At 71.4% G+C, this 20535-nt stretch carries 15 protein-coding genes and 1 other RNA gene; 12 read left to right on the top strand and 4 right to left on the bottom strand.

The features are described 5' to 3' along the window. Positions 1–30: 30 nt before the first annotated feature. Positions 31–774, top strand: a complete 744-nt coding sequence (locus tag DAI20_RS13280; protein WP_108251563.1) for a ribonuclease H family protein — start codon at positions 31–33, stop codon at positions 772–774. Positions 775–798: 24 nt separating this feature from the next. Here the strand turns inward: DAI20_RS13280 and DAI20_RS13285 are convergent, their stop codons facing one another. Both DAI20_RS13285 and DAI20_RS13290 read right to left on the bottom strand, forming a co-directional pair. Further along, positions 799–2343 carry a right-handed parallel beta-helix repeat-containing protein gene (locus DAI20_RS13285; RefSeq protein ID WP_108251565.1) on the bottom strand — a complete coding sequence of 515 codons (1545 nt, stop codon included), beginning with the start codon at positions 2341–2343 and terminating at the stop codon, positions 799–801. Then, positions 2327–4363 carry an IPT/TIG domain-containing protein gene (locus DAI20_RS13290; protein ID WP_159085054.1) on the bottom strand — a complete coding sequence of 679 codons (2037 nt, stop codon included), beginning with the start codon at positions 4361–4363 and terminating at the stop codon, positions 2327–2329. The genes DAI20_RS13285 and DAI20_RS13290 overlap by 17 nt, the downstream gene beginning before the upstream one ends. Before the next feature lies 1 nt (position 4364). On the opposite strand from DAI20_RS13290, the gene DAI20_RS18730 reads away from it, so the two are divergent. The 7 genes from DAI20_RS18730 (at position 4365) to rnpB (ending at position 11902) form a co-directional block, all read left to right on the top strand. Beyond that, complete coding sequence (locus DAI20_RS18730) at positions 4365–4547, top strand: hypothetical protein (RefSeq protein WP_168927693.1); 183 nt, start codon at positions 4365–4367, stop codon at positions 4545–4547. A gap of 991 nt (positions 4548–5538) precedes the next feature. Next, positions 5539–6705, top strand: a complete 1167-nt coding sequence (locus DAI20_RS13295) for an RtcB family protein (protein ID WP_108251568.1) — start codon at positions 5539–5541, stop codon at positions 6703–6705. A 65-nt stretch (positions 6706–6770) separates the two neighbouring features. Continuing rightward, positions 6771–7751, top strand: coding sequence for a DMT family transporter (locus DAI20_RS13300; protein ID WP_108251570.1), 981 nt, complete (start codon positions 6771–6773; stop codon positions 7749–7751). Positions 7752–7808: 57 nt separating this feature from the next. Further along, positions 7809–9761: a PKD domain-containing protein gene (locus DAI20_RS18580; RefSeq protein ID WP_159085055.1), complete on the top strand. Its 1953-nt coding sequence runs from the start codon at positions 7809–7811 to the stop codon at positions 9759–9761. A 59-nt stretch (positions 9762–9820) separates the two neighbouring features. Further along, entirely contained in the window at positions 9821–10642 is an 822-nt protein-coding gene (locus tag DAI20_RS13310; protein ID WP_108251572.1) for a Nif3-like dinuclear metal center hexameric protein, read from the top strand. A gap of 34 nt (positions 10643–10676) precedes the next feature. After that, the gene (locus DAI20_RS13315; RefSeq protein ID WP_108251574.1) at positions 10677–11411 is read left to right on the top strand and encodes a zinc ribbon domain-containing protein; all 735 of its coding nucleotides are present in this window, start codon (positions 10677–10679) and stop codon (positions 11409–11411) included. Between the two features lie 105 nt (positions 11412–11516). Then, positions 11517–11902, top strand: an RNA gene (rnpB, locus tag DAI20_RS13320) — RNase P RNA component class A. A gap of 49 nt (positions 11903–11951) precedes the next feature. Here the strand turns inward: rnpB and ppgK are convergent. Then, entirely contained in the window at positions 11952–12770 is an 819-nt protein-coding gene (gene ppgK, locus DAI20_RS13325; RefSeq protein WP_108251576.1) for a polyphosphate--glucose phosphotransferase, read from the bottom strand. A gap of 45 nt (positions 12771–12815) precedes the next feature. Here ppgK and DAI20_RS13330 point away from each other — a divergent pair, with 45 nt between their 5' ends. Further along, a complete protein-coding gene (locus DAI20_RS13330; RefSeq protein ID WP_108251578.1) occupies positions 12816–13013 on the top strand; it encodes a hypothetical protein in 198 nt (65 codons plus the stop codon). A gap of 28 nt (positions 13014–13041) precedes the next feature. On the opposite strand, the gene panB is transcribed toward DAI20_RS13330, so the two are convergent. Further along, on the bottom strand, positions 13042–13857 hold the full coding sequence (gene panB, locus DAI20_RS13335; RefSeq protein WP_108251580.1) for a 3-methyl-2-oxobutanoate hydroxymethyltransferase: 816 nt from the start codon (positions 13855–13857) through the stop codon (positions 13042–13044). 122 nt (positions 13858–13979) lie between these two features. Here panB and DAI20_RS13340 point away from each other — a divergent pair, with 122 nt between their 5' ends. The 3 genes from DAI20_RS13340 to DAI20_RS13350 all read left to right on the top strand — a co-directional run bounded on the left by DAI20_RS13340 (position 13980) and on the right by DAI20_RS13350 (position 20533). Continuing rightward, entirely contained in the window at positions 13980–15317 is a 1338-nt protein-coding gene (locus tag DAI20_RS13340; protein ID WP_108251582.1) for a glutamine synthetase family protein, read from the top strand. A 22-nt stretch (positions 15318–15339) separates the two neighbouring features. After that, positions 15340–18351 (top strand): bifunctional [glutamine synthetase] adenylyltransferase/[glutamine synthetase]-adenylyl-L-tyrosine phosphorylase, encoded by a 3012-nt coding sequence (locus tag DAI20_RS13345; RefSeq protein WP_108251585.1) that lies wholly within the window; start codon positions 15340–15342, stop codon positions 18349–18351. Between the two features lie 148 nt (positions 18352–18499). Then, complete coding sequence (locus tag DAI20_RS13350; RefSeq protein WP_159085056.1) at positions 18500–20533, top strand: acyltransferase family protein; 2034 nt, start codon at positions 18500–18502, stop codon at positions 20531–20533. Positions 20534–20535 lie beyond the last annotated feature (2 nt).

Consider the following 20535-nt stretch of genomic DNA (forward strand, 5'->3'; position numbering starts at 1 on the left):
CGTGTCGCCGCCGTTCCCTACGATGGACCGGTGACGATCACAGCAGCCGCCGACGGGTCCGCCCTGGGCAACCCCGGTCCCGCCGGGTGGGCCTGGTACATCGACGACGACCGGTGGGCGGCCGGGGGCTGGAAGCACGGCACCAACAACATGGGCGAGCTGAAGGCGGTGCTCGAGCTCTTCCGTGCTACCCAGGACGTGGACGACGACCTCCTGATCCTCTGCGACAGCCAGTACGTCATCAACTGCGTGACGAAGTGGATGCCCGGCTGGAAGCGGAAGGGCTGGCGCAAGGGCGACGGCAAGCCCGTGATGAACCTCGACCTGCTCCAGGAGATCGACGAGGCGATCGTGGGCCGTCGCTACCGCTTCGAATGGGTGAAGGGCCACGTTGGTCACGTGCTGAACGAGGCGGCGGACTCCCGTGCGCGTGCGGCCGCGGAGGCCTACCAGCGGGGCCGAGAGGTGCCCACCGGTCCGGGCTTCGGGGGAGTCGACGGCGCCGACACCGGTGCGAGCGAGAGCGCGGCCGGGGAGCGCCATCCGGCGCTGGTGCGCGCCTCCGTGCCGCCCCTTGCGGATGTTCTGCCCGCGGAGACGCGCGCGCCCGGGGGAGTGGCCACCCTGTTCGACCTGGACGATGAAGCAGAGCCCGAGGAGTCCTCGCTGCACGAGGTGACGCTGCAGCTGACCGACGAGGAGTACGCGCGGCTGCTGCTGCGCTCCCGCGCCGTGGGCAGCAGTCCCGAGGACCTACTGCGCCGCCTCATCTAGCCCGTCCGCCCGAGGGCGTCCCGGCTATGAGGCGGCCGCGGTGGTGCGTCGCCTGCCGACGGCCCGGACGATGCCGCGCACGCCCACGACCGTTGGCACGCCGAGGATCGCGACCCAGAGCACGAGCATCGGATTCCATCGGAAGACCCGGCCGACCACGTCGGCGATGCTCTCCTCGCGCTCCGCCTCGCCCTCGACGGCCAGCACCGTCGACGAGCCGCTGATCTCGTTGCCCGTCAGGCGAGCCGCGTTCCTCTCGCCGAGCGCGATTCCCGCCCAGCCGCCCTCGATCGTGTTCTCGGTCAGTTGCACGCTGTCGACGCCGGCGAGGACGTCGATGCCCGCTAGCGCGTTGTCGATCATGGTGTTGCCACTCACGCGTGCCGCCGCCTGGTCCTTCACCCGGATGCCCACGTGATTGCGCTCGAGCAGGTTGTCCTCGACGACCGTGCCCGTGCCGCCCTCGAGCTCGATGCCCGTGCCGTCGTTGTCGTGCGCGTGGTTGCCGACAAGCAGGTTGTCGTTCGAGGGGAGGCGCGCCGCCTCGGCGGTCGGGCTGTCGACCGAGCGTCCGTCATCGATCATGAAGCCGTGCCCGCGGTTGTCGTAGGCGATGTTGTTCCGCAGGACGTTGCGCTCGCAGCCCCGGGAGAAGATGAAGCCGTGCCGGCCGTTGCCGTGGGCGATGTTGTCCTCGACGAGGAAGTCGTTGCTCAGGTCGTGCGGGTCGAACCCGTAGGCGGAGTTGTTCGCGAAGGTATTGCCCACCCACTGCATCTTCTCGGCCTCGAACGTGTAGGCCCCGAACCAGTTGTGATGGAGCACGGAGTCCGTGACGTCTCCTTCCGCGGGGGCCGGAGGCAGGCCGGGCGTGTGGTGCCCGCCGCGCCAGGCGGCACCGGAACTCGATCCGGTGCCGAACCCGAGGTGCCCGATGTCCGCGTTCGCGATGTCCATCCGTCCACCGATGGTGAGGAGGAAGGACCGCCCATCGGAGGGGTCGCTGTCGACGCTGCTGCGTGCCGGATCCCAGGAGGAAAGACGCACCTGCTCGCGGCTGTCACCGGTGATGGAGATGCCGCCGCCACGAGCGATGATGGCGGCGAAACCGTCAGGGGCGCTGAGGAGGCGCACGTCCGGCGTCGTGCCGTCGATCGCGAGCTGCGCACCGTTGGCCACCTCGATGCTCGCCGACACCAGCACCGCCGGTCCGCTCGCGTCGATCGCGGTCGGGAACAGTGTCGCGAGCTCGGGCAGCGTGTACGGGGTGGGCCGCGCGGTCAGCCCGATGGTGGGCAGCCGTTCCGGGAACCGCGGCGGCTCGAGCCACGGGGTCTGCTGCAGCGCGGCGTCGGTGGTGACCCTCCTGCTCCGCGCCAGCTCACGGGATTGGAGAGCGGTGAGCAGGCCCTGCCGGGCGAGCGGAACCGGGTTGTAGGCCGGCGGTCCAGGCGGTGGGGCCGGCCGGTCGTACAGCACCGCGCCGAACGCCAGGAGGGCGGGCAGGATCGCCACGAGAAGCAGGGCGACGACGAGTCGTCCCCTGGTGAGCTCAGCCCTGACCCGCATGCAGGGGCACCTCCGTCCGGATCGTCGGCGTCGTGATCTCCTGCTGGCCCTGCACGCGCTGGCCCTCCTGGCGGGTGAGCCAGCCCTGGCGGTTCATCGTGACGCCGGCCCAGAGCTTGATGGGCAGGGCGATGAACGCGATCACGAGGGCCATGAGCGGCGCCAGCACGATCTCGCGCGGGTTCTCCATCAGGTGCGAGGTGGCGCGCAGGGCACGACCGATGACCGCCCAGCCGAGCACGATCAGAGCCGCGATCCAGCCGCCCTCGCGGATCCAGGTGCTCCCGTACCAGACGGCCGCGCCCATGGACAGCGGCGTCAGCAGGACCTGCATGACGGTCACCTGGGTGATGAAGGGCTGACGCCACAGCCACCCGTTGGCCAGTGCTGTGAGGTAGCAGCGGTACGAGTTGCGGCTCCAGCGCACCCGCTGACGCATGAATGCGCCGAGGTCGGCCGGGAACATCGAGTCGGCCTGCGCGGTCTCCTGGTGCACGGTGCGGTGTCCGGATGCGAGCACGAGCCAGGTGAGCCGGCCGTCGTCGCCGGCCACGCACTCGCGGCCGAGGAAGATCTCGCGCTCGAGCGCCGGCATCAGCGGGGTGATCACAGACCGCCGGTAGGCGGCCGTGCGCCCGGACAGGCAGGCGACGCCGCCGCGGCGCGACATGGCCGGCACGTAGTCGAGGTAGCGCGTGTTGAGCATCCAGTACGCGACCCGGCGCCAGAGGTTGGTCTGCGGCAGGTAGACGTGCTGCCGGCTGCCGACGCCGCCGACCTGGGGGTCGACGAACGGCATCTGCAGCGATGCCAGCATGCCGGGACGCCACTCGGTGTCGGAGTCGGCGAACACCACGACCTCGCCGGTCGCCTCGCGGACGCCCGCTCCGAGCGCACCGCGCTTGCCGGTGTGCCGCCACTCGAGGATCCGGACGCGGGGAAGGTCGAGCCGACGCAGGTGTCCGAGCAGAGCGTCGTCGCGGTCGTCGACGACCAGGATGACCTCATCCGGGTCCTCGCGCAGCCACGTGCGTAGGCAGCGCTCCAGCACGTCCGGGTCCTCCCGGTACACCGGGACGACGATGGAGGTGGTAGTGCGGAAGTCGTTTTCAACCGGGCGGTAGCGGTGCCGGGACAGGTAACGCCGGATGAACCAGACGGACCAGGACAGGATCCCGATGACGCCGAGCGGCCAGTAGCTGTGCACGGAGGCCTGCTCGACGGGCTCCGGCGGCAGGTACTCGAACCGTACTGACGCGGGCATCTCGGCGGTGATGCCGGCCGCGGTGCGCACCGTGAGGAAGATCTCGCCGACAGCGGTGCGCTCGGGGGCGACGGCGATCAGCTCGCGGTCGGACACGACCGTCAGCTTCGTCGCCTCACGGTCGCCGAAGCCCACGTAGGTGACGTCGGCGAGGTGGGTGCCGAGCATCCGGACCTCGGTGCCACCGTCGGTGGAGCCGGTGCTCGGGCTGATGCTCGTGATGCCGGGGGTGGCGGCGTAGGTGAAGCTCGCGTCGGGGATGACCGCGGTCGTGCCGCCCGGCGTCGTGAGCCGCACGTCCACCGGCCCGGCGCCCTCGCGGGGCGGGGCGATCACGCGCACCAGGGTCTGGCCGACGGTGACGATCTCACCGGGGGTGCCGCCGAAGGTGACCTCGGACGTGCCCTCCAGGTAGTTGCCGTGGACGGCCACGAGCATGCCGCCCGCGTCCGATCCGGTCGCCGGGGTGATGCTCGTGAGAAGCGGCGTGCGGACGTAGCGGAAGTCGACGGGGGAGTTGCCGGCGCTGCGGCCGGTCGTCGTGAAGACACGGACGTTGACCGTGCCCGTCTCGCTGCGCACGGGCGCCGTGACCTCGAGCTCGGTGTTCGAGAGAACCGTCAGATCCGTCCCGGGCACACCGCCGAACTGCACCTGGGTGGCGCCGGCGAATCCGGTCCCGATGATGCGGACGCGCGTGCCGCCGTCCGTGCTGCCCGCCATGGGGCTGGCGCTCGTGAGAGTCGGGATTGACACGATGGCCGCGGTCCTTCCCGCCGAACTCGCGGGGCCGGTGGCCGCGCCCGTGGCGGGCTGCGGCACGACGGCCGCTCCCGGCTCTGCCGCCGGAGCGGTCGGAGGGGCCGCCGCGGGTGCGGGAGCCGTGACCGGGCCCGCTGCGGGCGCCGGCTGGACGGCGGGCGCCGGCGCGGGGGCCTGAGCCGGCGCCGGGGCAGGGATGGGCCGCGATGCCGGTGCGGGGGCGGGCGCCGGGGCAGGCGCGGGCGCCGGCTGGGGGCGTGGAGCGGGTGCGGGCTGGGGGCGCGGAGCGGGCGCCGGCTGAGGACGCGGTGCCGGTGCCGGCTCGGGACGCGGTGCCGGTGCAGGCTGTGGACGCGGTGCCGGTGCCGGTTCCGGGCGCGGAGCGGGTTCGGGGCGCGGGGCAGGCGGGGGTGCGGGCGCCGGCTGCGGCTCCGGGCGGTCGTCGTCGTCCCGCCCGTCGTCCCATCGATCGTCGCGGTCCCGGTCGTCGTCCCATCCGCCGCCGCGGCGGTCGTCGTCATCGTCGCGCCACCCGTTGCCGCGGCCGTCGCGGTCACGGCCGTTCCCACGACCGTTGTCGTCGTCCCAGCCTCGTCCGCGGTCGTTGCCCCTGTCGTCCCACCGGGTCACCAGCTGCTGAACGGCGAGGGACTCGACCGCGCGAGTCTGGGTCGTGGCTGCGCTCGCGGGCGACGCGACGAGCAGGGGCCCGGCAGCCAGGGCGATAGCCAGCCCGGCGGCTGAGGCTACCCGCGGGAGTCGACGGCCGAGGGATTCGGCCGGACGGTCCTGACGGGGGTCGTGCTGGGCGGGAAGCTTGGGTCGCATGCTCATGCTCTATGTCACCTTCGCTGATACACCGTGCGGAGAGCTCCAGGGCGCGATCGTCCCTCGGTGTCTCGGCGACCGTAGCCGACGTACTGAGCGAAACTCAAGGATTTATAGGCGCCTTGACATTCGGGGATCCGTGTGATTTCGGGGGCGCGAGAACGGGGGCGCTCAACGCCCCCATTTCGGGGCCGAGCGGAACGGAAGCTGCCGTCGCGCCCGCGCTGCGGGGCATCGGCGGAGCGAGCTGGAATTCATGCCGAGCGCGGAGAAGGATGGAAACCCGCGCTCGTCGGCACGTTCTCCTCGAACCCCGTGGCGCGGGACCTAAGGGGGACACGGTGCAACGGATCACCGACCGACTGATCAACTGGGCATCGATCCTCGACGAGGGCGCACTCGCGCAGGCTCGACGCACCTCGGAGCTGCCCTTCATCCATCCTCACCTGGCCCTCATGCCGGACGCGCATCTCGGCAAGGGCGCGACCGTGGGCTCCGTGATCCCCACCCTTGAGGCGATCATCCCCGCCGCGGTCGGGGTGGACATCGGCTGCGGCATGATCGCCGTGCGCACGCAGTACGACGCCGCGGACCTCCCGGCGAATCGGCGGCCCATGCGCGAGGCCGTCGAGCGGGCGGTGCCCCTGTCCGCCGGCAAGTACAACCGCTCGATCACGGCGACCGCGGCCACCCGCATCGCCGAGCTGGAACGCGCGGCCAGCGTCGCCGGCTTCGACCCCGCGTCCTACGCGGCGAACTGGCGCGAGCAGCTCGGCTCCCTGGGATCCGGCAACCACTTCATCGAGGTGAGCCTCGACGAGCGGGGACGCGTCTGGCTGTTCCTCCACTCGGGCAGCCGGGGCGTCGGCAACAAGATCGCCCAGCGCCACATCCGAGCTGCCCAGGAGTATGCGCGGCGTACCTCGGTGCCCCTGCCCGACATGGACCTGGCCTATCTCGTCGAAGGCACGGCGGAGTTCGACCGGTACATCGCCGAGCTGCGCTGGGCCCAGCGCTTCGCCCTGCTTAACCGCGAGGAGATGATGGACCGCGTCGCGGCGGCCTTCGCGGACTGGGTGGGCGGCCCCGTCGAGGAACGCGAGCGCATCAACTGCCACCACAACTTCACGGAGAAGGAGCATCACTTCGGTCGCGACGTGTGGCTCTCGCGCAAGGGCGCGATCGACGCCTCGGCGGGCCGACCCGGACTCATTCCCGGTTCGATGGGCACGGCGTCCTACGTGGTCGAAGGCCTGGGGAACCCGCTTTCGCTCAACTCCTCGCCGCACGGCGCGGGTCGCGAGTACTCCCGCAACGCCGCGCGCCGCACCTTCACGCGCCGGCAGCTCAACGAGGCGATGCACGGCATCGAGTGGCGGCACTCCGATGCCTTCCTCGACGAGATCCCGCAGGCGTATAAGGACATCGACCGGGTGATGGCCGACGCGGCGGACCTCGTGCGGGTGAGGCACACGCTGCGGCAGATCATCAACGTGAAGGGCGACTGACTCCGCCACCCGGCCGAGCCGGGCCCGGCGATGTGGGGGCGGCGCGTTCGGTAGGGTTGCCAGCCATGCTCGCCATCCTCGTCGCCGCCGTGCTGTGGGGCACGACCGGCACGGCGGCCAGCTTCCTTCCGCCCGGGGTCCCGCCGGTCGCCACGGGCGCCGCGACGATGGCGATCGGCGGCCTGCTGCTCTTCACCGTGAGCCCTCGGACCTCGTGGGCGGCGCTCCGCGACCGGGCCGCCCGCAGATGGCTGCTCGCGGGCGGAGCGTGCGTCGTCGCCTACCCGCTGGCGTTCTACAGCTCGATGTCCCTCGCCGGCGTCGCGGTGGGGAACGTCGTCTCCCTGGGGTCGGCGCCCGTGTTCGCGGCAGTGCTGGAACGGGCCATCGAGCGGCACCGCCTGCGGCCCGAGTGGTGGGCGACGACGGGTCTGGCCGTCGCGGGCATCGTGCTGCTTGCGCTCGCCGGACCCGCTCACTCCGGCAGCGGGGGCACGGCAGGCGGGGCGGAGGCGACGGCGGGACTGGCGCTCGGCCTCGTCGCGGGCGCGAGCTACGCCGGCTACACGTACTGCTCGCGCCGGGCGATGCAGCTCGGCTGCGGATCCCGAGCCGCCATGGGCGCCGTGTTCGGCGTGGGCGCCGTTCTGCTCCTGCCTGTCCTGATCGCGTCGGGGGCGCCGCTCACGGAGTCCGCCGGATCCCTCGCCATCGCGGGGTACCTGGCCGTCGGTCCGATGTTCCTCGCCTATCTGCTCTTCGGCGCGGGCCTCCGGCACGTGCGGAGCAGCAGCGCGACGACCCTCACCCTCCTCGAGCCCGTGGTGGCGACGCTGCTGGCCGTCCTGGTGGTGGGGGAGCGGCTCGCACCGCTCGGCTGGACGGGCATGGTGCTCATCGGCATCGCGCTCGCGCTGCTGACGTCGCGCGGCGCGACCCGGCGGGCACGCGCTCGTTCCGGTGCGAACCGCGTGGACCGTGCGGACGAGGCGCGGTCATCGACCACCGAGGAAAAACGGTCCCGGCCGCGCCCCGCGTCACGCTAAGTTGCAGGAGGGGGATCCGCGACGGGAGCGGTCCGCATTGACACGGGGGTGTTCTCAATGAGATCCAGGCGAGCCATCATCGCGGCCGTTGCCGCCATTGCACTGCTGCCGGGCTGGGCCGCATCCGCGGCGGCGTCCGCCGAGAATCCGGGGTATCCCTCTGATCGGACGGTGCACTTCACGGCAGCGGGGGACTACTCGACGTCGTCCGACGCGGAGGCCGTGCTCAGGAGCATCGCCTCGCTCGACCCTGACCTGCACATCGCCCTCGGGGACCTGTCCTACGGCGCACCGGGAGCCGAGCCCGCCTGGTGCGATCTCGTCACCGGCATCGTCGGGGACGACCTGCCCTTCGAGCTGCTGGCCGGCAACCACGAGAGCGACGGCCGCAACGGCTTCATCGACGAGTTCGCCAAGTGCCTCCCGAACCGCCTGCCGGGCATGGAGGGCACCTACGCCCGTCAGTACTACGTGGACGTCCCGGCGGAGAACCCCCTCGTCCGGTACGTGATGATCTCGCCCGGCATCTACTACCCGGACGGGCAGTGGTCCTACGCGGCCGGCACGCCGCGATACGACTGGACGGAGCGCGCCATCGACGGCGCACGCGAGTCCGACATCCCCTGGGTGGTCGTCGGCATGCACAATCCCTGCCTGTCCGTCGGCCGGTACGGCTGCGCCGCCGGACCGGACATCATGAACCTCCTGGTCGAGAAGCGGGTGGACCTCGTGCTGGGCGGTCATGAACACATCTACCAGCGCACCCACCAGCTCGCGCTCGCCGATGGCTGCGCGCGCATCGTGCAGGGATCGTTCGATCCCGACTGCGTCGCCGACGGCGACTCCACCATGGACAAGGGCGACGGCACGGTGTTCACGACCGTCGGCACCGGCGGTGTCGGACTCCGCGACGTGTACCCCGCCGACGCCGAGGCGCGCTACCACGCCGCCTGGTCCGGCATGAACGCGACGCCGACGCACGGCGTGCTCGACGTGACGGTGTCGGAGAGCGAGCTCTCCGCCCGGTTCGTACGCGCCTCCGGCGGCACGTTCTCCGACGGGTTCGTGCTGCGGGCCGAGGATGAGGAGAGCACCCCGCCGCCACCGGCCCCGGAACCCGTGAACGCGGCACCCACGGCCGCCTTCAGCGCGAGCTGCCCGCTCCTCAGCTGCTCGTTCAACGCCTCGTCCTCGCGCGACAGCGACGGCAGCATCCGGTCGTACGACTGGACGTTCGGTGACGGCACGACGGCGACCGGACCGAGCGTCGCGCACGTCTTCCCGCGCGGCGACCACCGCGTCAGCCTCCGGGTCACGGACGACGACGGCGCCACGGCGACGACCTCCCGGACCATGAACGTGCCGACCCGCGCGACCGCGACCATCGCGGCCGACGACTTCGCTCGGACCACGGCGACCGGCTGGGGCACGGCCGACGCCGGTGGTACCTGGACGACGGACTCCGACACCCGGTTCTCGACCGCGGGCACGGAGGGCGTTGTCCTCACACCCCCGGGGAGGAGCCCCGACGCGTACCTGTCGAACGCGTTCGCCCCGCAGGCCATGCTGACCAGCAGCGTCACGGTGCCGAGCGTCGCCAGCGGCAGCCGCCTGTACGTGTCGACCTCGCCCAAGTTCGTGCCCGGCACGGGCGGCTACTGGGCCAAGCTCCGCGTGGCGCCCGGCGAGGCCACCACGGTGCAGCTCGTCCGCACGGGCGCGACCGGGGCGGAGACGGCGCTGGGCACGCCCGTTCCCGTCGCGACGGCGCCGCTGCGCGGCGGGGAACAGGTCCAGGTCCGAGTCGAGGCGACCGGATCCGCGCCCACGACGGTGCGCACCCGGGCCTGGCTGTCCGGCACCGTCGAGCCCGGGTGGCTGCAGACCGCCCAGGACGCGACGACCGGCCTTCAGGGCTCGGGCACCACGGCGGTCGGGACATACCTCACGGGCGGGGCTCCGGCCGCCCTCGACGTACGGTTCCAGGACCTCCTCACGCGGGTCCCGTGAGCCCCCTGACGGTTGCCGAGCGGGGATGGGCGCGGTCGGCCGCGAAGTAGGCTGGTGCGGTGCCGTACTCCCTCGCCGACGTGAACGACGCCATCGAGTCGCTCTGGCCCATGGGTGGCGCCTCGCCGTGGGACGCACCCGGGCTGCTCGTGGGTGACCCCCGGGCCGCCGTGTCGTCCGTGCACCTCGCGGTGGATGCCGTAATGAACACCGTGGCCGAGGCGACCGAGGCGGGCGCGGACCTGCTGATCGTGCATCATCCACTCCTGCTGCGCGGCGTGACCTCCGTGGCGGAGGACCGCTACAAGGGCGCTCTCATCGCCACCCTGATCCGCGCGAACTGCGCGCTGGTCGCGGCGCACACCAACGCCGACGTCGTCGAGCAGGGCACGTCCGCCGTGCTCGCCGACCTCCTCGGCCTGCGCGACCAGCGCCCCATCGAGGAGCAGGGCCAGCCCGGGCAGGGCATCGGCCGGGTGGGCGTGCTTCCGGCGCCGACGACGCTCGGGCGCCTCGCCGCCGAGCTCGCGCGCATCCTGCCGGCCACCGCCACCGGGGTGCGCGTGTCCGGGGACTACGAGGGATCAGTGTCGACGGTCGCGCTCTGCGGCGGCGCCGGCGACTCGCTGCTCGCGGCACCGGCTGTGACCTCCGCGGACGTCTACATCACGTCGGACCTCCGCCACCATCCCGCCTCCGAGGCCCGCGAGGCCGCCCTGCACGGGAACGGCACCCCGTACCTCATCGACGTCTCGCACTGGGCGAGCGAGTGGCTGTGGCTCGATGCCGCGGCGGCCGCCCTGCGATCCGCCCTGCCCGAGCTGACCGTTACCGTCAGCGAACTGCGCACCGACCCGTGGGACTTCGTCGTCACCCAGTGACCGACGCGCAACACATACGAGAGACCAGGAGACCATGAAAGCCACTCCCGAGACCCAGAAGGAGCTGCTCCGGCTGCAGAGCATGGACACCCGGCTGCAGCAGCTGGACCACGCCGCGAAGACCCTGCCCGAGATCAAGGCGATCGCCGCGCTCGAGGCGCAGCTGTCGCCCATCCGGCAGCGCCTCGCCGTGCGCACCGGCGCGCTGGAGGACGCACGCACGGAACTGAAGCGCATCGAGTCCGACGTCGCCGTTGTCGAGGCACGCATCGCGCGGGATCAGCAGCGCGTCGCCGCGACCAGCTCGATGAAGGACGTGCAGGCGCTGGAGCAGGAGCTCGCCTCGCTGCGCAAGCGACGCAGCGACCTCGAGGACATCGAGCTCACCGTCATGGAGCGCGTGGAGGAGCTGGAGGCCGCGCACGCCGAGACCGTCGCCGAGCGGGACGCGGTGGACGCGCAGATCAGCGAGGCCGCCGCCGCCCGGGATGCCGCCCTCGCCCGTCTCCGTGCCGACCGCGACGAGGTGGCGGGCGAGCGAAGCCGTCTCTCCGACGCGTTCTCCCGCGAACTGCTCGAGCTGTACGAGCGTCAGCGCGCCCGCTACGGCATTGGCGCCGCGCTCCTGCGCGGCGGAGTGTCCCTGGCGAGCAACGTGCGGCTCACCGGATCCGACCTCGAGGCCGTGCGCCGCGCCGCGCCGGACGACGTGGTGATCTGCCCGGACAGCAGCGCCATCCTCGTGCGAACGGACGAGTCCGGCCTCTGATCCGCCGGCGCGGCCGCAGGCGGCCGAGCGCGGCGCCGCTTCCGCCGTCGGTGCCACCCGTCGATCGGGCCGCTCACCGGTGCCGGTAGAATCGAGCCAAGCGAATGGGTCGACAAGACGGTCGCGTCGCCCGGCAGGTCCGCAAGGAAACCGCGGGCGCCGAGGAACGTCCGGGCTCCAAAGAGCAGGGCGGTGGGTAACACCCACCCGGGGCAACCCGCGAGACAGTGCCACAGAGAACAGACCGCCCGCCGCCTCGGCGACGGGTAAGGGTGAAACGGTGGTGTAAGAGACCACCAGCGGCCAGGGTGACCTGGCCGGCTCGGTAAACCTCGCCCGGAGCAAGGTCAGACAGAAGACGCTGAGGCTGCTCGCCGAGTCTTCGGGTAGACCGCTAGAGGGCTGCGGCAACGCATCCCGTAGATAGATGGCCGTCCACGGCACTCGACAGAGTGCCCGGACAGAACCCGGCGTATCAGTCGGCCCATTCGCCCTGACGCGTAACGGTCTCGCCCCCTCCCGAGGGAGGGGGCGAGACGGTCACCGGTCCTCGGTCTTCGCGAGCAGATCGCCCGTCGTGCGGTCGCCCGTGTTCCTGGCCGCATGCGCCGCGAGGGCGGCGGCACCCAGGATGCCCGCGTTGTTCCGCAGCATGGCCGGCACGATCGGCGTGCGCAGGTTCAAGAGCGGCAGGAACTGCTTGTGATGCTTCGACACGCCGCCGCCGACGATGAACAGGTCCGGCCAGAGCAGCTTCTCCAGCTGCGAGTAGAACGCCTGCAGGCGCACCGTCCAGCGGGTCCAGCTCAGCTTGCCTCGCTCCTTTGCGGCGAAGGACGCGCGCTTCTCGAAGTCGCGTCGCCCGCCGATGTCCATGTGGCCGAGCTCGGAGTTCGGCACGAGCACGCCGTCGTAGATGAGGGCGGAGCCGATGCCCGTGCCGAGCGTCGTCATGATGACGAGTCCCTTCACATCCTTCGCCGCGCCGAAGTGCGCCTCGGCGACGCCCGCGGCATCCGCGTCGTTCACGAAGGTGATGTCCACGCCGAGGTGCTGCTCGAACAGCTTCTCCGCCTCGAGCCCGATCCAGTTCTTCGACACGTTCGCGGCCGACATGGTGCGCCCGTGCTCGACCACGGCGGGGAAGCAGACGCCCACCGGGGTGCCCTCCGGCACGTCTCCGAGCTCGGCGATGAGCTCCTTGACGGTCGAGACGATGTCGTCGGGCTCGCCGCCCTCGGGGGTCGCCTTCTTGATGCGTTCGGTCAGCAGCTCACCGGAGAGGACGTCGACGATGGCGCCCTTGATACCCGTTCCACCGATGTCGATTCCGATTGCCGTCGTGGCTGGCTCAGTCATGAGTAGACCCTACCGAGGAAGGGGACGAGGCCTAATCTTGACCCCATGAGCGACAAGGAAGACACGCAGTTCTGGTACAACTCCCGCACCGGCGCAGTGGAGCAGGGCGCGATCTCACCGGCGCCTGACCGGATCGGCCCCTTCGCCACCCGCGAGGAGGCGGCTCATGCCATGGACGTCGTGCGCGAGCGCTCGGCCCGCTGGGCGGCCGAGGAGGCGCGCAACGACAACTGGCGCGACTGACCAGGTCCCGCCGCCGCCTGCCGGAGCGCTAGGAGTAGGACTCGTCCGCGTTCGGGTAGCTGCCCGAGGAGACGTCGGCGCGGAAGGCCGTGACCGCGTCCGCCAGCACGCCGCGGAGGTCCGCGTACTGCCGCACGAACTTGGGGATGCGCCCGGCCGTGAAGCCGGCGAAGTCGGTCCACACGAGCAGTTGGCCGTCGACGTCCGGGCCGGCGCCCACGCCGATCGTTGGGATGCGCAGCTCGGCCGTGACCTTGGCAGCGGCATCCGCGGGCACCATCTCGAGCACCACGGCGAACGCGCCGGCCTGCTCGACCGCCCGCGCGTCCGCGATCAGCTGCTCGAACCCGGCGCCACGGCCCTGGATCATGTGTCCGCCGAGCCCGTGCTCGCTCTGCGGGGTGAAGCCGATGTGCGCCATCACGGGGATGCCGGCCTCGACGATGCGCCGGATCTGCTCCGCGCTGCGCGTGCCGCCCTCGAGCTTCACCGCGTGCGCCTGCGCCTCCTTCATGAAACGGAACGCGGTGTGCAGCGCCTCCTCGGGACCCGACTCGTACGACCCGAACGGCATGTCGGCCACGACGAAGGCGCGGCGCACGGTGGTGGCGACGGCGCGGGCCAGCGGGATGAGCTCGTCGACGGTCACGGGCACGGTGGTCTCGTAGCCGAGCACCGCATTGCCCGCGGAGTCTCCGACGAGCAGAAAGTCGATGCCAGACTCGTCGAAGATCCCGGCCGTCAGCGTGTCGTAGCTGGTGAGCCCGGTGATCTTGATGCCCTGCTCCTTCGCGCTCTGGAAGTGGCGGGTGCGCACGCGCTTGATGACCGGCTGCTCAGGCATGGCGCCAGTCTATTGCGGCCTCCCCGGCCGGGCCGGGGCGCCGCCGCCCGCCGCGGACGGCCCGCGGCACCGGAAGCGACGGGCTAACCACTAGCCTGTGTGAGGGGACAGAAAGGGTAGGAATGGACAAGCAGCGGGACTTCGTTCTTCGCACGATCGAGGAGCGCGGGATCAAGTTCATCCGCCTCTGGTTCACCGACGTCACGGGCACGCTCAAGTCGGTGGCCATCGCCCCGGCAGAGGTCGAGGGGGCCTTCAGCGAGGGCCTCGGTTTCGACGGCTCGGCCATCGAGGGCCTGACCCGGTCGTTCGAGGCGGACATGCTCGCGCACCCGGACCCTACGACGTTCCAGATCCTGCCCTGGCGCGGCGAGATCGACCCGACCGCGCGCATGTTCTGCGACATAACAACGCCCGACGGCCAGCCCGCCGTGGCGGACCCGCGCAACGTGCTGAAGCGGACGCTCGCGAAGGCCGCCGACCGCGGCTTCACGTTCTACACGCACCCCGAGATCGAGTTCTACCTGCTCAAGTCCTCGCGCTTCGGCGCCGAGGGCCCCCAGCCGGTCGATTCGGCGGGCTACTTCGACAACGTTCCCGGTGGAACGGCGCACGACTTCCGCCGCCGGTCCGTGCGGATGCTCGAGGACCTCGGCATCTCGGTGGAGTTCAGCCACCACGAGGCGGGCCCCGGTCAGAACGAGATCGATCTCCGCTACGCGGACGCGCTGACGACGGCGGACAACATCATGACCTTCCGCACCGTGGTGAAGGAGGTGGCCATCGAGCAGGGCGTCTACGCCACGTTCATGCCGAAGCCGTTCTCCGACAAGCCCGGCAGCGGCATGCACACCCACATGTCCCTGTTCGAGGGCGACACCAACGCCTTCTACGAGGCGGGCGCGCAGTACCAGCTCTCGAAGATCGGCCGCCAGTTCATCGCCGGCCTGCTCCGGCACGCTCCCGAGATCACCGCGGTCACCAATCAGTTCGTGAACTCGTACAAGCGCCTCTGGGGCGGCGGCGAGGCTCCGAGCTTCGTCACCTGGGGCCACAACAACCGCTCGGCGCTCGTGCGCGTGCCGCTCTACAAGCCACGCAAGGGCCAGAGCTCGCGCGTCGAGTACCGCGCCATGGACTCCGCGGCGAACCCGTACCTCTCCTTCTCGCTGCTGCTCGCGGCGGGCCTTAAGGGCATCGAGGAGGGCTACGACCTCCCGGCGGAGGCCGAGGACAACGTGTGGACGCTCAGCGACTCGGAGCGTCGCGCGCTGGGGTACAACCCCCTGCCCGCGAGCCTCGATCACGCCGTGCAGATCATGGAGGAGTCCGAGCTCGTCGCCGAAACGCTGGGAGAGCAGGTGTTCAACTACGTGCTGCTCAACAAGCGGCAGGAGTGGCGCGACTACCGCGCCCAGGTGACGCCGTTCGAACTGCGCTCGAACCTCGAGATGCTCTGACGATCCCGTTCCGAGCACGGTGATGCGGCGCGACTCCACGGGGCTCAGTGAGCTCGCGAAGGCCGGCTTCGCCGACCTGAGCGGCGCGCGCGAGGGGCTCGGCGAGGCGGCAGAGCTGTCCGGGCTGCCGATGGAGGACCTCCTTCCCCTGTTCGCGCGGGCGGCGGATCCGGACGGCGCCCTGCGCGCCCTGTCGGCGCTGCTGCGGATGCGGGGTCAGCCCGTGCGCGCGCTGCTCGCGGACGCCGACGCCGCGCGCCGCCTGGTGTCGGTGCTCGGGGCCTCGATCGGCCTCGCGGACTTCCTGCAGCGTCACCCGGACGAGCTCGCCGCACTCGCCGAGCCGCTGGAGGGGCTGCCCGACGCGGCGATGCTCCGCGCCGACCTGCTCGATGCCGTCGGCGCGGTCGACGGGTTCGCCGCGCTCAGCGAGGACGCCGGTCGCAAAGCCCTCCGGGTGCGCTATCGCCGGCACCTGACCCGCCTCGCCGCGTACGACCTGTCTCGCCCCGAGCCCCTGGCCGCCGTCGCCGACGTGACGGCCTTCCTCGCCGACCTCGCCGGCGCCGCGCTCGAGGCGTCCCTCGCCGTCGCCCGCGCGCAGGTGTCGGCCGGGGGGCGCGGTCCCGGCCGGTTCCCGCGCGAGGAGGTCGAGGCCACGCGCTTCGCCATCATCGGCATGGGCAAGGCCGGTGCCCGCGAGCTCAACTACGTGAGCGACGTCGACGTGATCTTCGTCGGCGAGCCCGCGGAGGGGAGCGAGCTCGGCACGGGACGGGCGATCGAGGTCGCCACCCGGCTGGCCGTGCTCACGATGCGCGGCATCGACGAGCCCGGGATCGAGCCGGGACTGTGGGAGGTGGACGCGAACCTCCGCCCGGAGGGCAAGGCGGGCGCCCTGGTGCGCACGCTCGACTCCCACTTCACCTACTACGACCGCTGGGCCAAGGGGTGGGAGTTCCAGGCTCTGCTCAAGGCGCGGCCCCTGGCGGGCGACCCGGGCCTCGGCGCACGCTACGTCGCCGGTGTCGCGCCCCGCGTGTGGAGCAGCGCGAGCCGGGAGAACTTCGTCGAGTCCGTGCAGCAGATGCGCGGCCGCGTGACCGAGAACATCCCACCCTCGGACGTCGACATCCAGCTGAAGCTCGGGCCCGGCGGCCTTCGCGACGTGGAGTTCACCGTGCAGCTGCTGCAGCTCGTGCACGGGCAGAACGACGACACCGTGCGACAGGCCGGCACGCTGCGGGCGCTGGATGCGCTGGCCGAGCAGGGCTACATCGGCCGGCGGGAGGCCGCCGAGTTCGCGGAGGAGTACCGCTTCCTGCGGCTGCTCGAGCACCGGCTGCAGATGCAGAAGCTGCGGCGCACCCACCTCATGCCGCGGGACGAGAACGACCTGCGGATCCTCGCGCGCGCGACCGGGCTCGCCACCAGCGCCGCCGAGCTGACCCAGCGCTGGAGCGCCACGAAGACCGCAGTGCGCTCCCTGCACGAGCGCCTGTTCTACCGCCCGCTGCTCGCCGCCGTGGCCCAGTTGCCCGAGGAGGACTTCGCCCTCACCAGCGCCCAGGCCGCCGCCCGCCTCGCCGCGATCGGGTTCACCGACGCCCGCGGCGCGCTCGCCCACATCGGCGCACTCACCCAGGGCGTGTCCCGGCGCGCGACGATCCAGCGCAACCTGCTGCCGATCATGCTGCAGTGGTTCGCCGACGGAGCGGATCCCGACCACGGCCTCCTCACGTTCCGCCGCCTGAGCGAGGCGCTCGGCGACCGGAGCTGGTTCCTGCGCATGCTGCGGGACTCGTCGGGCGCCGCGCACCGCCTCACCCAGGTGCTGTCCGGGTCGCGCTTCGTCGGCGACCTGCTCGAGCGCATCCCGGAGGCCGCCGCCTGGTTCGACGAGGACGAGGAACTGCGGCCGCGGTCCTGGCGGGCGCTCGAGGAGGAGGCGGTGGCCACGGTCAACCGGCACTCCACCCTGGAGGCGGCCGCGACCGCGCTGCGCACGGCGCGACGCCGCGAGGTGCTGCGGCTCGCGATCAGCGGCATCATCGGCATGCTCACGGTCGAGGAGCTCGGCCGTGGGCTGTCCGACATCACCACGGCGATCCTGCGCGGGGTCGTGAGGGGCATCCGGCGCGAGGAGGGCCCGTGGCCCGAGTTCGCGATCATCGCCATGGGGCGATACGGGGGAGGGGAGCTCGGCTTCGGCTCGGATGCCGATGTCATGTACGTGTACCGACCCATCGCCGGCATGGACCCCGACCTCGCCCACCGGCGAGCGCAGTTCATCGTCTCCGAGCTGAATCGACTGACCGAGGACAACCGCCTGCCGCTCGACCTCGACGCGGGACTCCGGCCGGAGGGCAAGAACGGCCCCGTGGTGCGGTCGCTCGCGTCGTACCGCGCGTACTACGAGCGCTGGTCGCTGACCTGGGAGGCGCAGGCCCTGCTCCGCGCCCGAGGGGTCGTGGGCGACCTCGGCCTCGTGAACGCCTTCATGGAGCTCGCGAACTCCTACCGCTACCCGGTGCAGGTGCCCGAGGCGGACGTGCGCGAGATCAAGCGCATCAAGGCGCGCGTGGAGAACGAGCGGCTGCCGCAGGGCGCCGACCCGGCGCGGCACCTCAAGCTCGGCCGCGGCTCCCTCAGCGACGTCGAGTGGTTCGTGCAACTGCTCCAGCTCGAGCACGCCCACCGCGTGCCCGGACTCCGGACGACGTCCACCCTCGGGGCGCTCGACGCCGCTGTCGCCGCCGACCTGGTGCCCGCCGCTGACGCCGCGCGCCTGCGGGCCGCGTGGATCTTCGCGTCCCGTGCGCGATCGGCGATGACGCTGTGGAGCAACCGCACGGCCGACGTGCTGCCGACCGACCGGCAGCAGCTCGACGGCATCGCACGCCTGATGGCCTACCCGCCGCGCTCCGCGACCCAGCTCGAGGAGGACTACCTCGGCGTCACGCGCCGGGCCCGCGCGGTCTTCGAGCGCGGCTTCTATGGCCAGCAGGACCGCCCGACACCCACGGCGGTGTAGCCCGCGTCCACAGCCGGAGTTCATCCGCTGGACACCTAATTGTCTGTGAGCATTACTCATCTTTACCCTAGGCTGACTGCACCGTCCGCGCCGTAGCGGGTCCTCGCCCGTCGCCCGTCGCGAACACTCCGATGGCTCGAGGTGCAGTGTGCCGAAATCGCTCTTCGTCAAGCCGGATCCGAAGGTACGCCTCGAGGTCCAGGCACTGCGGGCGTTTGCCGTCATCGCGGTCGTGCTCTACCACCTGTGGCCCAGGCAGGTGGAGGGCGGGTACGTCGGCGTGGACGTCTTCTTCGTGATCTCGGGCTTCCTCATCACGTCGCACCTCGTGCGCCGGCTCGAGGGGAGGTCGGGCCTGAGCCTGCGTGAGTTCTATCTCCGACGGGCACTGCGTCTCCTTCCGGCTTCGATGCTCGTCCTGGTCGTCGTCGCGATCGTCACGATCGTCGCCGTACCTCAGACCCTGTGGAGCTCGTCGGGGGCGCAGCTGATCGCATCCTCCTTCTACGTCCAGAACTGGTTGCTGGCCGCCCTGTCGACCAACTACCTCACGACCGGAATCGACGGCAGCCTGGTCCAGCACTTCTGGTCGCTCAGCGTCGAGGAGCAGTTCTACCTCGTGTGGCCCCTCCTCCTGATCGCGGCGACGTACCGGGCGGCACGGGGGCGGGACCGGCGGAGGAATCTCGCGATCTGCATGGCGTCGGTGTTCGCCCTCTCGCTGGCCTACTCGGTGTACGAGACCAGCCGCGACCCGTCCGTCGCGTACTTCGTGACGCCGACGCGGATGTGGGAGTTCGCGGCGGGCGGCCTGCTCGCCCTGTTCGCCCCGAGCGCCACCCGTGGCCGCGCCGCTCTGAAGGCCCTCCTGGCCTGGGTGGGCCTGCTCGGGATCGCGGTGTCGGTCGTGACCTTCACCGGCAACACCCCGTTCCCCGGATACGCCGCCCTGCTGCCTGTGCTGTCGACCGCACTCGTCATCTACGCCGGCGCACCCGACTCGCGATGGTCGCCCAGCTGGATCTACCGGTTGCGGCCCGTGCAGTTCACCGGCGACATCTCGTACTCGCTCTACCTCTGGCACTGGCCGATCATCATCCTGCTGCCCGTCCTCATCCACGGATCGGTCGCCGGACTGACCATTCCCCTGAAGCTGGCCGCCGCGACGCTCGCCTTCCTCGTCGCCTGGCTGAGCAAGCGATACGTCGAGGACCGGTTCCGCGACGGGTTGCGGCGTTCCCCCGGCGTGCGGCCTCGCCGGGCGCTCATCGGCATCGCTGCGGCGATGGTCGTCGTGCTCGCCACCGGCTCGGCGATCACCACGTCCGTCACTCAGCGCATGTCGGACGCGGAGGCGTCGCTCGTCTCGTTCGCGTCGTCCAGCGACTGCTTCGGCGCGGCGTCCTTCGTCCGGTCGTGCGGCGACGGACAGGAGATCCACCCGGACCCGGTGATCGCCGCAACGAACGTGGTGGCCCAGGGCTGTCAGCAGAGGGCGAGTCTTCCGGAGCCGCTCGAGTGCACGCACGGGGCTCGATCCCCGGGCGCCCTGAAGGTCGCGGTGGTCGGCGACTCCCACGCCAACCAGTGGATGCCGGCCATCCTCGAGATCGCCAAGGACGACGACTGGAGCGTCTCCACCTACTTCAAGTCGGTCTGCCCGCTCAACGCCGTGCCCCAGGGGCACTGGAGTTGCGCCGCGTGGGTGGAGGCCGTCCGCGACCGCCTGCAGGGCGAGTTCGACGTGGTGATCGTCTCCGCCCTGTCGTCGACGGACTTCGCGGGCGGCACGGAAGAGGCCGTGGCGGGGTACGTGGAAGCGTGGAGGCTCCTGCAGGAGGCCGGCGCTCACGTCATCGTCCTGGGTGACACCCCGTCCCCGTCGTCCGCGGGCATCGTCGCCCCGCCGGAGTGCGTCGAGCTGCGAGGCGCATCCGCCTGTGCGTTCGAGCGCGACCTGGCGATGGCGGACGACCCGCTTGCCGAGGCGGCACGGCGATCGGGGGCCACATTCATCGACTCCACCCGCCTCCTCTGCCCGGGCGACGAGTGCCAGACGGTCATCGGTCAGGTGCTCGTGTACCGCGACGCCAACCACCTCACCGGGCTGTACGTCACCTCCCTCGCACCGATGCTCGGTGAGGAGATCCGGCGCGCGATCGAGTCCCCGTCGCGCGCCTGACC

The organism is Planctomonas deserti (assembly GCF_003067705.1).
Lineage (GTDB): Bacteria > Actinomycetota > Actinomycetes > Actinomycetales > Microbacteriaceae > Planctomonas > Planctomonas deserti.